This is a genomic window from Fusibacillus kribbianus, assembly GCF_030053595.1.
Classification (GTDB): domain Bacteria; phylum Bacillota; class Clostridia; order Lachnospirales; family Lachnospiraceae; genus Lientehia; species Lientehia kribbiana.
Genome location: NZ_JASGBQ010000033.1, coordinates 1 through 12,468 on the forward strand (window position 1 = coordinate 1; position 12,468 = coordinate 12,468).

The 12,468-nt window shown below is 47.2% G+C and carries 13 protein-coding genes and 1 pseudogene; 9 read left to right on the top strand and 5 right to left on the bottom strand.

Annotation, left to right across the window (positions count from 1 at the left end):
- Nucleotides 1–175: 175 nt before the first annotated feature.
- The 3 genes and pseudogenes from QJ036_RS14260 to QJ036_RS13075 all read right to left on the bottom strand — a co-directional run.
- Nucleotides 176–448, bottom strand: a pseudogene (locus tag QJ036_RS14260) (ferritin); the annotation flags it as partial.
- A complete protein-coding gene (rbr, locus tag QJ036_RS13070; protein ID WP_283231813.1) occupies nt 418–1,083 on the bottom strand; it encodes a rubrerythrin in 666 nt (221 codons plus the stop codon). The gene rbr and the pseudogene QJ036_RS14260, both read right to left, overlap by 31 nt.
- A gap of 278 nt (nt 1,084–1,361) precedes the next feature.
- Nucleotides 1,362–2,078: a GntR family transcriptional regulator gene (locus QJ036_RS13075; protein WP_283231814.1), complete on the bottom strand. Its 717-nt coding sequence runs from the start codon at nt 2,076–2,078 to the stop codon at nt 1,362–1,364.
- 258 nt (nt 2,079–2,336) lie between these two features.
- Between QJ036_RS13075 and deoC (QJ036_RS13080) the strand changes: the two genes are divergently transcribed.
- The 9 genes from deoC (QJ036_RS13080) (at nt 2,337) to QJ036_RS13120 (ending at nt 11,619) form a co-directional block, all read left to right on the top strand.
- On the top strand, nt 2,337–3,047 hold the full coding sequence (deoC, locus tag QJ036_RS13080) for a deoxyribose-phosphate aldolase (RefSeq protein WP_283231815.1): 711 nt from the start codon (nt 2,337–2,339) through the stop codon (nt 3,045–3,047).
- A gap of 33 nt (nt 3,048–3,080) precedes the next feature.
- Nucleotides 3,081–3,770, top strand: a complete 690-nt coding sequence (deoC, locus tag QJ036_RS13085; protein ID WP_283231816.1) for a deoxyribose-phosphate aldolase — start codon at nt 3,081–3,083, stop codon at nt 3,768–3,770.
- Nucleotides 3,771–3,785: 15 nt separating this feature from the next.
- Entirely contained in the window at nt 3,786–4,520 is a 735-nt protein-coding gene (locus QJ036_RS13090; protein ID WP_283231817.1) for a beta/alpha barrel domain-containing protein, read from the top strand.
- A complete protein-coding gene (locus tag QJ036_RS13095; RefSeq protein WP_283231818.1) occupies nt 4,521–5,462 on the top strand; it encodes an ABC transporter permease in 942 nt (313 codons plus the stop codon). It abuts the gene before it with no gap.
- Between the two features lie 16 nt (nt 5,463–5,478).
- Entirely contained in the window at nt 5,479–7,005 is a 1,527-nt protein-coding gene (locus tag QJ036_RS13100) for a sugar ABC transporter ATP-binding protein (protein WP_283231819.1), read from the top strand.
- 34 nt (nt 7,006–7,039) lie between these two features.
- Complete coding sequence (locus tag QJ036_RS13105; protein ID WP_283231820.1) at nt 7,040–8,188, top strand: sugar ABC transporter substrate-binding protein; 1,149 nt, start codon at nt 7,040–7,042, stop codon at nt 8,186–8,188.
- A gap of 85 nt (nt 8,189–8,273) precedes the next feature.
- A complete protein-coding gene (locus QJ036_RS13110) occupies nt 8,274–9,782 on the top strand; it encodes a xylulokinase (protein WP_283231821.1) in 1,509 nt (502 codons plus the stop codon).
- Between the two features lie 49 nt (nt 9,783–9,831).
- Nucleotides 9,832–11,004, top strand: a complete 1,173-nt coding sequence (locus QJ036_RS13115; protein WP_283231822.1) for an iron-containing alcohol dehydrogenase — start codon at nt 9,832–9,834, stop codon at nt 11,002–11,004.
- An 87-nt stretch (nt 11,005–11,091) separates the two neighbouring features.
- Nucleotides 11,092–11,619 carry a nitroreductase family protein gene (locus QJ036_RS13120; protein ID WP_283231823.1) on the top strand — a complete coding sequence of 176 codons (528 nt, stop codon included), beginning with the start codon at nt 11,092–11,094 and terminating at the stop codon, nt 11,617–11,619.
- A 52-nt stretch (nt 11,620–11,671) separates the two neighbouring features.
- Here the strand turns inward: QJ036_RS13120 and QJ036_RS13125 are convergent, their stop codons facing one another.
- Together QJ036_RS13125 and QJ036_RS13130 are read right to left on the bottom strand one after the other, a co-directional pair.
- Nucleotides 11,672–11,989: a helix-turn-helix domain-containing protein gene (locus tag QJ036_RS13125; RefSeq protein WP_283231824.1), complete on the bottom strand. Its 318-nt coding sequence runs from the start codon at nt 11,987–11,989 to the stop codon at nt 11,672–11,674.
- Nucleotides 11,976–12,467, bottom strand: coding sequence for an ATP-binding protein (locus QJ036_RS13130; protein ID WP_283231825.1), 492 nt, complete (start codon nt 12,465–12,467; stop codon nt 11,976–11,978). Before QJ036_RS13130 ends, QJ036_RS13125 begins: the two co-directional genes overlap by 14 nt.
- Nucleotide 12,468 lies beyond the last annotated feature (1 nt).

Here is a 12,468-nt window from a genome sequence, read left to right on the forward strand (position 1 = left end):
CGCCACAAATATCAGGCAAAGTCAGCGCCAATGCCAAAGCAGATTGCCAGCGTCCATCCTCAATGTTCAGTTCTACTTCCTCTATGCGATGTAAAAAGGTAAAGCTGGCATTATCTTGAATCACAGGCATCCTCCTGTAAAAAACCGCCTGCCGGGAAACCGACAGGCGGCATACTGCCTTCAAAACATCCATATGGCAAGCTGCATTCAGATCAGGCTTGTCAATGGCTTCAAGCGTTACCTTCTGGTTTTCGTTTTGCAGGTACTGATAGAAAAGCATGGCGTGGTCACGCTCTTCCTGAGCCTGAATTTTATACCAGTTGGCAAAGCCGTCAAGCCCGACTTCCTCGAAATAGTTTGAAAAATTGAGATAAAGGTATGCGGAATAGAATTCCTTATTTATCTGTTGATTGATTCTTAGTAATTTTCCGCACGCACTTCGAAGAATGCCTGAGGATGCTTGCAGACATGGCAGATATCAGGAGCCTTGGTTCCTACTACGATATGTCCGCAGTTACGGCACTCCCAGATGGTAACGCCGCTCTTCTCAAACACCTGCATGGTCTCCACGTTGCTCAAAAGCTTGCGGTAGCGCTCCTCGTGCATCTTCTCAATGGCAGCTACGCCACGGAACTGTTCAGCCAGATCATGGAATCCCTCCTCATCAGCTTCACGAGCCATGCGGTCATACATATCCGTCCACTCGGCGTTCTCACCTTCAGCAGCATGGAGCAGGTTCTCGGCAGTATCGCCCAGCTCGCCCAGAGCTTTGAACCACAACTTGGCGTGCTCCATCTCGTTCTGTGCAGTATGCAGGAACAGAGCAGCAATCTGCTCGTAACCGGCTTTCTTGGCTACCGAAGCAAAGTAAGTATATTTGTTGCGTGCCTGAGATTCACCAGCAAAGGCTTCCCACAGATTTTTCTCGGTTTTGGTGCCTGCATAGGGATTCTTTGCAGGAGCCGCAGCATCCTCAATCTTCACAAACTTGTTGGCAGGCTGCTTGCAGATGGGGCACTTAAAATCAGGTGTCATAGGGCCTTCGTGAATGTAACCGCAGACTGTGCATTTCCATTTTTCCATTTTCTTTTCCTCCATTTTTTTTTGACATACAATTATACCATACCGTTTTTTTGGTAAAAAAGCAAGACTTTTTATTAAAAAAACACCAAAAAAATTAAAAAAATGGAGTGATTTTTATTATTTTTTCACATTAACACGCGAAACTAAATCAATAAAAGAGAATAATTTTGACATATAAATCGCTTTATATGAAAATTTGATTATATAGATTTACTAAGAAATGGACATATATCTGATGCGGCCGGATCACAGGATCCGGCCGCGCCGTCGGCTTTTTATCATAGCCGTCCTTCCAGATGGACGGAATATTCGTATTTATCTGCAATCAATTTGCTGATGGCATATTCAAAAGCCCCATTTTCCGAATAAGTGATTCGCTTGCTGCATAGAAGCGGGGAATTTAAAGGGACCTGAAGAATCTGGGATTCTGTAAAATTGGCGCAAATAGCGGAGATCTGTTCGTCTGCTTCTTTAAAGACCGTATAGTATTCGGTTTCTAAAAGATGATACAGGCCTTTTTCCAGGGGGAGATGTTTTTCCAGATCCGGAAATTCACTTAATTTCAAATAATTGGAAATCAGGGCAATAGGCGAACCGTCCGTGTATTGTACACGCTGTAAATGATAAACAGGCTGCCCGGTTTTTAAATGAAAAATGCGGGCGATTTTTTCGGAAGCGGGAATCCGCTCCAGGGAAATCCCTTTGGTGGAAACATGATAACCTTTTGCGGCCAAGGTTTCACTGATGGAAGTGATGCAGTTTAATTTCTGGGAGGTAGAAGGATTGAGAATGGTAGTTCCATATCCCTGCTTTACTTCGAGATAGTGTTCGAGAGTCAACATATTGACCGCTTTCCGTATAGTGGTCCTGCTTACCTGGAACATGGATTCCAGCTCGGATTCTGTGGGAAGGAGTGTCCCGACAGGATAGAAGCCGTCTTTGATTTTCGATTTTAATTCCTGATATACAATTTGATAAGACGCGGTTTTTTTCATTTTATACCTCTGTATTTTTTATATCTCTGTATTTACATCGGGGAAACGGGGATTTTTTAGTCCGTTTTATGAAATACAACAAATACATAATGACATAAAAGCAAGGAAAAAGCAAGAGATTTGGATATATTCAACAAAAAAATAAAAAGGTATTTACATTCAAATGAATATATGTTACAGTAATGGAAACAAAAGATAATTATGTTTAATCAAAAATAAAGAAACATAATTATGAAATTGTGAAAAGGAGGGCATTGTGTGAGAAAAATTGATTTAAGACAGATTGGAAGGATTATGGATGTCAGCGCAGTGCGGACGGACGTGGATTTCCATGAAATTAATCAGATGATTGAAATTGTGAGAAAGTATCATTGTATTTGCGCCAGCCCTATGCCGTGGGCGACCAGGTATACGGTGGAACAGCTGTCGGATATGGAAGACGCTGTGGTAACAGGGGTTGTCGGATTTCCGTCAGGAGCGGATACGACTTTTATTAAAGTGGCTACGGCAAAAGAAATGCTGGCGGTGGGCTGCAGGGAACTGGATATGGTGATTAATGTCAGCGCCCTGAAGTCCGGAAAATACCAGGTAGTGGAAAATGATATCCGGGCGGTAGTGGAGTCCGCCAATGATATTCCGGTAAAGACAATTATTGAAATCTGTTATCTGAGCGACGACGAAATCAGGCGGGCCAGCGAGCTTGCGGTAAAGGCCGGAGCGGCATTCGTGAAGACCGGCACCGGATGGGGCCCCAGGCCGACTACAGTTGAAACCATCCGCCTTATCAGGAAAACAATAGGAAGCGCCGCCCAAATCAAAGCAGCGGGAGGGATCCGTGACCTGGATACCATGCTCCAGATGGTAGAAGCCGGCTGCGACCGTTTTGGCATTGGAGTGCGTTCGGCATCGGCAATTATTGAAGAGGCGGCGCGCAGGGCGGACGAAATGGAAATGCCCAGGGAAAATTAAGAGAGAGGACGCAGGTAAAGGAGGTTATGTCTGATGGACAAAAAGACATTTGCATCGAAATTGGAAAACCGTGTGTTTGATATGGATGTCCATGATACGGATGTGAGCAATGCATGTTATGAAGCGATGTACCATGGACTTGCATCAGTTCAGGTATTTCCGGTTATGATAGAAGAGTGCGCGAAGCTTTTGAAAGGCAGCGAGGTAAAAATTGCGGCGTTGATTGATTATCCCCATGGCGGGTTCCCCCCGGAAATTAAAAAAATGGAAATCCTGGATGCCAAAAAACGGGGAGCGGAAATTTTCAATGTTTGTTTCACCAACCGAAATGTGAAAGACCGGAAATGGGAACAGGTTGGCCGGGAACTGCAGATTTTGCGGGAGGCCGCGGGAGAATCGGAGCTTCGTATTTTTCTGGAAACGGAGTATCTGACGGATGAAGAAATCACAAAGTTGTGCGGATATGCAATAGAAGCCGGGGTGGATACTGTCATTACCTCTACCGGGCTTTATTACAAACTGGATAAAGAGAGCCGGACGGAGGTGCCCCTTCTGGCGGACGCCAGGGATATCAGATTGATAAAGTCCGTTGTAGGGAGTCGGATGAAAATTATGGCTCAGGGTTTTATTGATCATTGGGATTTGGCGGGGGAGGTCCTGGAAGCCGGGGCGGATATGATCGGAAGTGCCAAAGCGGTAAGGCTACTGGAAGAATTTCATTAAAAGGGAGGGTAAGCAATGTATGACAGAGAAATGATTTCCAGATGTGTATTGTCTCCTTTTGGTTCGTTTTATAAAGAAGACCAGGTGAGAAAGGAACTGATCGACGGATACCGGTACGGAGTCCGCTCTATCGTTGTAGAGGCGGATCAGGTACCTATGCTGAAAGAAATCGAAAAACAGTATGGGAACGGATATACAAGGACAGGCATGGTGCTTGGATATCCTTATGGCGGATATACGACGGATATCAAACTGAAATTAGCAGAGTATGCCATTTCCCACGGAATCGATGAAGTGGATTTGGGAGTGAACATTCATGCGTTCTGGAGCAACGATACAGAAACGATGTACCGGGATTTAAAAACCGTAGTTGATTATGCAGACGGGAGGCTACGGATTGCGGCCATCGCATGGCTGATCCGAAATTCTCTGGAGAATATTGACCGGATCATGGATACTTTCATAAGGGCCGGAGTGAAGGTAATCAAAACAAATCCGGGAGGAAGGTTTGGAGAAATGAAAGTAGAGCATATTCAGTATGTTCATAATCATTATCCGGAAATAGAGATCGAGGTGGCCGGAAGATGCAGGTCGCGGGAAACGGCAGAAAGGATGGTAGAGGCGGGGGCGTCGTATTTCCATTTAAGTTCCTGGAGGAGGATGTCCGGCATAGGAGATGATATTCAGTTTGACTATGATTCTAAAGTGGCAGATTATATGGAATACAAAGGAGGAACTTGGAGGAAGTAAATGAAAGCAAAAGAGATTTTTAATAGAATCAGGGAAATACCGGAAGCCGGCGTCATCGCTGCATTTGTTATTATGTGCGTGATTCTGTCTTTCCTGTCAGATGTATTTTTTACCTTACAGAATTTCGTTAATATCCTTCAGCAGGTATCAGTTACCGCAATCGTAGCTATTGGACAGGCATTGATTATTATTACAGGGAATATTGATTTGTCCGCAGGTTCTACTATGGCTCTTGGAGGTGTGGTGGCGGCGTTTTTGGCACAGCAGGGCTGGAATCCCTGGCTGGCTGCCTTTATTGCCGTAGCACTTGGATGTGCGATCGGGTATCTGATCGGTTTTCTTTCTATTCGCCTTCAGATTGTTGCTTTTATTGTTACCCTGGGTATGGATTATATCCTGCGGGGCTGCTGTTATCTCATCAGTGACGGAATGCCTATTTCTTATACAAATTCTGTTTCTGTGCTGGGGAGCGGAAAACTTGGAATCGTACCTGTTTCTGTATTTATTATGTTGTTCCTGATTTTCTTTTTTCAGATTTTTACAAAGAAAACAGTCACAGGACGGCGTTTTTTTGCGGTGGGATGCAATGACAAATCGGCAAGGATGTCCGGTATCCGGGTAGAACGGATTCAGATCGGCGCTTATATCATTATGGGGGCGCTGGCGGCTTTTGCGGGAATTATTAACGCGGGCAATCTTTGGACAGCGGACTCGGTTTCCGGAAAGACTTTGGCGCTGGATACGGTTGCATCCAGTACGATAGGGGGCGTATCCATGTCCGGCGGCTCCGGAAGTATCGTAGGGGTATTGTTCGGGGCGGTCATTATCGGAACCATGAGGAATGCCTTTGTGCTGCTGAATATATCGGCTTACTGGCAGCAGGTGGCAATCGGGGTCATTATTATCCTGGCTGTCGGGATCGATAGATTCCGGGCGAAATAACGAATGGAGGCGGGATATGGAAAAAGAGATGCTGAGACTGGAACATGTTTCCAAAGCGTTTTCCGGGGTCAGGGCATTAACAGATATCAGTCTTACATTCCGGCGAGGTGAGGTCCATGCCCTGGTGGGAGAAAACGGAGCCGGGAAAAGTACTATGATGAATGTGATTTTTGGCAATATACAGCCCACGGAAGGGAAAATTTATTTTTCTGGACAGGAAACAGTAGTAGATGACCCGGGGAAGGCCCAGAGAAACGGGATTTTTATGATACACCAGGAAGGCTCCCTGCTGGACACCTTAAGCGTAATGGAAAATGTGTTTTTAAGTTCTCTGAAAAAGAATCGATTTGGTTTTTTAGATAACCGGGACATGTACCGGAAAACCAAAGAAATCCTGGAAATGTTGGAAATCGGGCACATTGACCCCAAAAGAAAGGTGGAAAAACTGAGTACGCCGGAAAGGCAGCTGGTGGAGATTGCAAAGGCGATTGCCCTGAATCCGGCTTTAGTGATCATGGACGAGCCGACCGCGTCAATTTCAGCCAAAGAAGTACAGATTTTAATGAGGATTATCCGAAAACTGAAGGAAAAGGAAATCGGAGTGATTTATATCTCTCACAAATTGGAAGAGGTCTTTGAAATAGCGGACGTGATCTCGGTATTGAGGGACGGCTCCCTGATCGGGACCTACAGAAAGGAGGAGATGGATACGGACCGGCTGATTACGCTGATGGTAGGGCGTCAGCTGGGAAGTGAAATGGAAGAGCTGAAGAATAAGGGAGGAAAGGAGGAGGGGAAAGAAGCGGTTCTGAAGGTAGAAGCCCTGAAAATCCCGGGGTATGGAAAGACAGTATCTTTTGAGATAAAACGCGGAGAGATCCTGGGATTTGCGGGACTGGTAGGCGCAGGCAGAAGTGAACTGTTTGAAACCTTGATTGGCTACAGGAAAACAGATGTCAAAAAGATAACAGGTTCCGGACGGGAACTGAAGGTCAGGAATCCTGCCGATGCGATTTCGGCCGGTATTGGAATGCTCAGCGAGGACCGGAGGGAAAAAGGTATTTTTGCACAACACTCTGTCAGGGATAATATAAACATCATTAACCTGAAAAACCTGAAAAAAGGAATACTGGTTAGCCGGGCAAAGGAAACGGACATAGCGGAAAGAATGCAGAAAAAGCTCAACGTTAAAACTTCTGACCTGAAGACCAGGATCCGTCATTTAAGCGGAGGAAACCAGCAGAAGGTGTTGCTGGCAAGATTTCTTTCCATGAAAGAAATACCGGAAATTCTGATCCTGGATGAGCCTACCCACGGCATTGACGTGGGGGCAAAGGCGGAAATTTACAGAATTATAAAGAATCTGGTGGAAAGCGGGATATCGGTGGTATTGATCTCGTCGGAACTTCCGGAACTGATGCTGATGTGCGACCGGATTCTGGTAATGCATGAAGGGACGATTACCGGGGAAGTGGCCCGCCGGGAATTTAATCAGGAGCTGATTATGCAGTATGCATCCAATTTGAAACATAATCAGGCGTAAATGAAAAAATGATACTCACGAAGGAGAGAGAAAAGTGAAGAGACGTATGGAAGGAGAGAGAAAAGTGAAGAGACGTATGTTAAGAGTACTGGCAGTTTTAATGATAATGATGACGTTTGTCTCCGGGTGCGGAGGAAGCGCTGAGACAAAAGAGACGGAAGCCTCAAAAGGGTCAGAGGCCGTGAAAGAGACAGCGGCCGCGGCAAAAGCAGAGGATGGAACGGAAAACGCAGGCGCCGTTTCGGACGCCCAGTGGCCGGAATATGCCCAGTTCCGTCCTGTGGACCAGCTGCCTGAGAAAACTTTAAAATTTGCTTTTTTGGGATATAATAACAATCCATTCTGGAACCTGATTCACGAAGGTTACGATGATGCCGTAGAACTGTTTTCCGGACTTAATGTGGAAATTGAAGATGTAAATATGGGAAATGAAATTACGGCAAAAGCTTATAACGACGCTATTGACGCGTGTATCCTCAAAGGGTATGATGGGATCGTAGGCGTACCGCTGCTTTCCGGTACGGAAGTTGGAATCAACCGCGCGGCGGAAGCGGGCATTCCGGTAGTTAACATTGTCGGAGAGGCGGAGGAAAGCGATACGCCCATGAACAAACTGACCTGTATTATGACGAACAGTGAAAAATGTGCGGAGATCCACGCGGAGGCGTTTGTCGATTATCTTAAGGCCGAGAACAACGGGGAACCGGCGAAGTACGGTTATATTCAATCCTATCTGGGTTCCAAAGAAGATTTGCAGAGGAAACATTTTGTGGACTATCTGGAAAATATGATGCCTGGATGTGAGATGATAGGGCCGTTTGAGGCTTTGGACCAGGCGGAAAAAGTATATGCGGCAGCCAAAGATATGATCAATGCAAATCCGGATCTGAAGGCGATCATTATCTCCGGCGGCGGACCCAACGGCGCAGCCAGAGCTGTTCAGGAGCTGGGAAAGACAGGGGAAATTTATGTGTTCGCCAATGATGAGATTCCGGAAAACCTCCAGTACGTCAAGAGCGGGGAAATGTGGGAGGTTATGTCCCAGGGACCTCAGGGACAGGTGGTAGACGCGTTTACCGTGCTTTATAATTACGTTGTAGCAGGGGAAGAACCCCAGTCAAAGCTGATTGACTCCAAAATATTTACGATTACAAAAGATAATGTAGATGAATATCTGAAATAATGGAAGCAACTTGACAACAGGGCGCCGTTTCAGGGGAGACAGGACGGCGCCCTTATTGAACTTTCTGGAATTTGCGGAGGAAACGATGGAATATATATTGGGGCATGATTTTGGGAGCAGCGGCGATAAGGCCTGCATTTTTGACCGGGAGGGGCGGTTTCTGGCGGAAGCATATTATACGTACGATACCTCGTTTTCTTCTGACGGAGGAGCCTTCCAGAATTCTGCTGACTGGTGGAAAGCCATGTGCGTATCCACCAACGAGGTTATTGAAAAGGCGGGGATCCGGGCGTCCCAGATTGCGGCGATTTCCTTTGGCACACAGGGGAACGCCCTTCTGCCGGTAGGGAAGGGCGGGGAAATCCTCCGGCCGGAGGCTGTAATCTGGATGGACAGCCGAAGCGTGAAGGAAGCGGAGCAAATCAGGGAGCGAATACCGGAGGAGCGTTATTATGCCATTACCGGAAATGCTTTCGAGGGCAGTATGCGCCCGTCGGCGAAACTGCTTTATATGAAAAAGCATGAGAGGGAACTTCTGGAAAAAACATGGAAGCTGATCGGCGCGAAAGAATTTTTGATCTTAAAGCTGACGGGGAAGTTTGGTTTTACAGACTACGGTGATGCCAGCGGTTCCTGCATGTTTGATATTCATACAAAGAAATACAGCGGGGAAATTCTGGATGCCGTAGGAATTCCAGAATATGTCCTGCCGGAACCGCGCGACTGTGCGGAAGTGGTGGGGACTGTGACGGAAGAAGCGGCCAGACAAACAGGGTTGTGTCCGGGAACTCCGGTGGTCCTGGGGACATGGGATAATTTTGCCTGTGCAACCGGGGCGGGAGTAAGAAAAAAAGGAACCTGCGTCAGTTATCTGGGAACGGCCGGATGGCTTGGAGTAGATTCCGATATACCGCTTGGAAGTGAGGAAGCCCGGCTGAACGTGGTTTATGTGGGGAGAAACGAATACCATAACAGCGCCCACTCCCATGCGGCCTGTATGTCCTATAACTGGGTATTGGACCGTACAGGCGGTTCTTTCGGAAAAGGGGAAGAAAAGTTTGCGAAGGCGGGAGAACTGGCGGGGCGGGTACCGGCAGGAAGTGAAGGCGTGTATTTTATACCGGCAATGTTGAAGGGAAATACTTTTTATCAGGCGGCGCACTTGCGGGGCAGCTTTCTGGGCCTGCGCCCGGAGCATCATTGCGGACATCTGATCCGGGCGGCTATGGAAGGCGTGGGATATGATTTGATGCTGGGAGTGGATACATTCAAAAGAAGAGGGGCTCCGATACAGGGCAGTACGATTATCGGCGGCGGGGCCAAAAACAACCTGTGGGTACAGATTTTGGCGGATATGTTCGGAATTCCTATGGCCAGGCCCGCCAATATGCAGCATGTAGGAGCCTGGGGGGCGGCAATTATTGCAGGTGTGGGGACGGGGCTGTATTCCGGTTTTGAAGAAATCAGCGGAAAACTGGAGACAGAAAGCAGATTTGAGCCGGATCCGTCCATTCATGAAGTTTATCGGGAGAAACTGCCGGATATTGAAAAGATTTATAAATGTCTTTTACGTCTTTATTCGGAAATAGGGTAGTGTCAAGTAGTCTATGAAAAAACTGAGTCAAAAAAAAAGAGAAGAAACCATGGATAATTTTACATTTTACAGCCCTACGTATTTTGCATTCGGAAAAGGAACGGAGAATGAGGCAGGCCATTATGTGAAGCGGTTTGGCGGACATAAGGTGCTGATCCATTACGGCGGCGGCAGTGCGGTCCGCTCCGGACTGATCGACCGGGTGAAGGCGTCTCTGGAAAAAGAGGGACTGTCCTATGTGGTATTGGGCGGTGTAAAGCCCAACCCCAGAAGCGGTCTGGTTTATGAAGGCATTGAGCTGTGCAGGAAAGAGGGCGTGGATTTTATTCTGGCTGTCGGCGGCGGAAGCACCATTGATTCCTCCAAGGCAATTGCCGTAGGAACGGTATATGACGGTGATTTCTGGGATTTCTATTCCGGAAAGGCACAGGCGGAAAAATCCCTTCCTGTCGGTTCGGTCCTGACGATTGCGGCAGCCGGCAGCGAGGCCAGTGGCGGATCCGTGATCACCAATGAAAACGGCATGTATAAGCGTGCATACGGCTGTGAACTGATGCTTCCGGTATTTGCCATCATGAACCCGGAGCTTACCATGTCCCTGCCGCCGTATCAGACAGCAAGCGGTTGTACGGATATTATGGCCCATGTATTCGAACGCTATTTTACCAATACCAAGGAGGTAGAGATCACCGACCGTCTCTGCGAGGGCGTGTTAAAGACCATCATCAAGGAGCTTCCGAAGGTTCTGGAGAATCCAAATGATTACGAGGCGAGAGCCAATATCATGTGGGCGGGTACCATGGCACACAATGACATCTGCGGTGCCGGAAGAGAGCAGGACTGGGCCAGCCATAACCTGGAGCATGAATTGTCCGCTCTGTATGACTGTGCACACGGTGCCGGTCTGGCTGTGATGTTCCCGGCATGGATGACCTATGTGATGCATCATGATGTGAACCGGTTTGCTCAGTTTGCCGTTCGTGTATGGGGCTGCGAGATGAACTATCAGAATCCGGAGGAAACCGCAAAGGAAGGCATCGCGAGAACGAAGGCATTCTTCCATTCCGTCGGCATGCCGACCTCCTTTGAAGAGCTTGGAGCAAAGGAAGAGGATATCCCGAAGCTTCTGGAAACCCTTCAGATCGACGGACGGACCGAGGGCTTCTTTGTGAAGCTGGGACGGAAGGAATGTGAAGCGGTATACCGTCTCGCATGCAGATAAACGAATCCCCAGGTACAGGGGAAACATCATGAGAAAAAAATATAAGATTTATTCCGTATATTAAAATACAGGAGAAATACAGAAGGTATGGATGTAATAGAAGCGATTCACAAAAGGAAAAGTGTCCGGAACTTCAGCGGCCGCCAGGTAGAAAAGGAGAAGCTTATGCGGCTTCTTCGGGCAGGGCAGCAAGCCCCTTCTGTGCGGAACGGACAGCCATGGATGTACGTGGTTATTCGGAAAAAAGACACGCTGGAAAAGCTGGCACAAATAAAAAAGAGCTGGAACCCTCTTAGGCAGGCGCCTGTAGGAATATGTATATTTATTGATAAAAACAGATATTCTTCAAAACACCTGGAATATTTCGCCCAGGATTGTGGAGCGGCATCAGAAAATATCCTGCTGGCGGCGGTACAAGAAGGGTTGGGGGGAGTGTGGTTGGGGACATATCCGGACAGAGATGCCTGCGGGAAGGTGAAAATACTGTTAGGATTGCCGGATCGAATGATACCTTTTAACTTGATTGCGCTGGGATATCCTTCCGAATCTGATGGGGTAAAGCCAGCCAGAAAAGAGTTGGCCGTGTTTTATGAAAAATATGATAAGGCGGAATGACAAATGATATATGACAGAGCGAAAAATATAATGCCGCAGCCAAAACGAATTACTACAGGGCTTTTACGATTTTTAAGATTTGTTCTTTCGTTTCGTCGGAACAGGAATGCAGTTCATGGAGAATTTCTTCTTCCAGAACCGACGCGGGGGCATCGTATTCGTCGGCCAGGATGTAATTGACCGTAGTATTCAGGGCATTGCATACATGAACCAGTGTGGGCAGCGAAATTTTCACACGTTTATTTTCAATGTTGCTGATATGGCTGGTATTGACGTCGGCCATATTGGCGACATATTCCTGGGTCAGGCCTCTGGAAATGCGGATTTCTTTCAGCTTTTTCCCGATTTTCATGAAATCAATCTCTTTCATATTGTTTTCTCCCTTCATTGAATTGAATGTTTTTTAACAGGGATTCCACAGCATCCACAGGAATGCCGGGATACGTTTTAATACTTTCCAGAAACGATCTGGTGTTGCTGCTCTGAGGCAGCATAAAGCCGGCTTCCCTGCACAGATCCTCAGCCATCAAGCGAGAGGATTTTTCCACAGCGACGCTCAAGACATCGGGAAGCTGCGAAGCAATGTTCTCTGCATTGGCTTTGCTTTGAACTAAGCCACGAAGTGCTTCGACAACTTTTTCTTCTTTCGGCTGCTGGGGCGGAAGTTCTTTTGGAACCATAGAGATTGCAGAGGATGGACAGGCTTCGGCACAGGCACCGCAGCCGATACACTTTTCAGGATCAATGATGCTGTTCTCTGTATCAGTCGCTCCGGTAGGGCAGACATAGAGGCAAAGGCAATCCTTAGTACATAAGCGAAGATTTCTTACTGCATATTTTTCACCCATA

What these genes read in the sequence shown, in the direction of transcription:
- rbr (WP_283231813.1), bottom strand. Translation starts at nt 1,083, where the DNA reads ATGGAAAAATGGAAATGCACAGTCTGCGGTTACATTCACGAAGGCCCT.
- QJ036_RS13075 (WP_283231814.1), bottom strand. Translation starts at nt 2,078, where the DNA reads ATGAAAAAAACCGCGTCTTATCAAATTGTATATCAGGAATTAAAATCG.
- deoC (WP_283231816.1), top strand. Translation starts at nt 3,081, where the DNA reads ATGGACAAAAAGACATTTGCATCGAAATTGGAAAACCGTGTGTTTGAT.
- QJ036_RS13090 (WP_283231817.1), top strand. Translation starts at nt 3,786, where the DNA reads ATGTATGACAGAGAAATGATTTCCAGATGTGTATTGTCTCCTTTTGGT.
- QJ036_RS13095 (WP_283231818.1), top strand. Translation starts at nt 4,521, where the DNA reads ATGAAAGCAAAAGAGATTTTTAATAGAATCAGGGAAATACCGGAAGCC.
- QJ036_RS13100 (WP_283231819.1), top strand. Translation starts at nt 5,479, where the DNA reads ATGGAAAAAGAGATGCTGAGACTGGAACATGTTTCCAAAGCGTTTTCC.
- QJ036_RS13110 (WP_283231821.1), top strand. Translation starts at nt 8,274, where the DNA reads ATGGAATATATATTGGGGCATGATTTTGGGAGCAGCGGCGATAAGGCC.
- QJ036_RS13115 (WP_283231822.1), top strand. Translation starts at nt 9,832, where the DNA reads ATGGATAATTTTACATTTTACAGCCCTACGTATTTTGCATTCGGAAAA.
- QJ036_RS13120 (WP_283231823.1), top strand. Translation starts at nt 11,092, where the DNA reads ATGGATGTAATAGAAGCGATTCACAAAAGGAAAAGTGTCCGGAACTTC.
- QJ036_RS13125 (WP_283231824.1), bottom strand. Translation starts at nt 11,989, where the DNA reads ATGAAAGAGATTGATTTCATGAAAATCGGGAAAAAGCTGAAAGAAATC.
- QJ036_RS13130 (WP_283231825.1), bottom strand. Translation starts at nt 12,467, where the DNA reads ATGGGTGAAAAATATGCAGTAAGAAATCTTCGCTTATGTACTAAGGAT.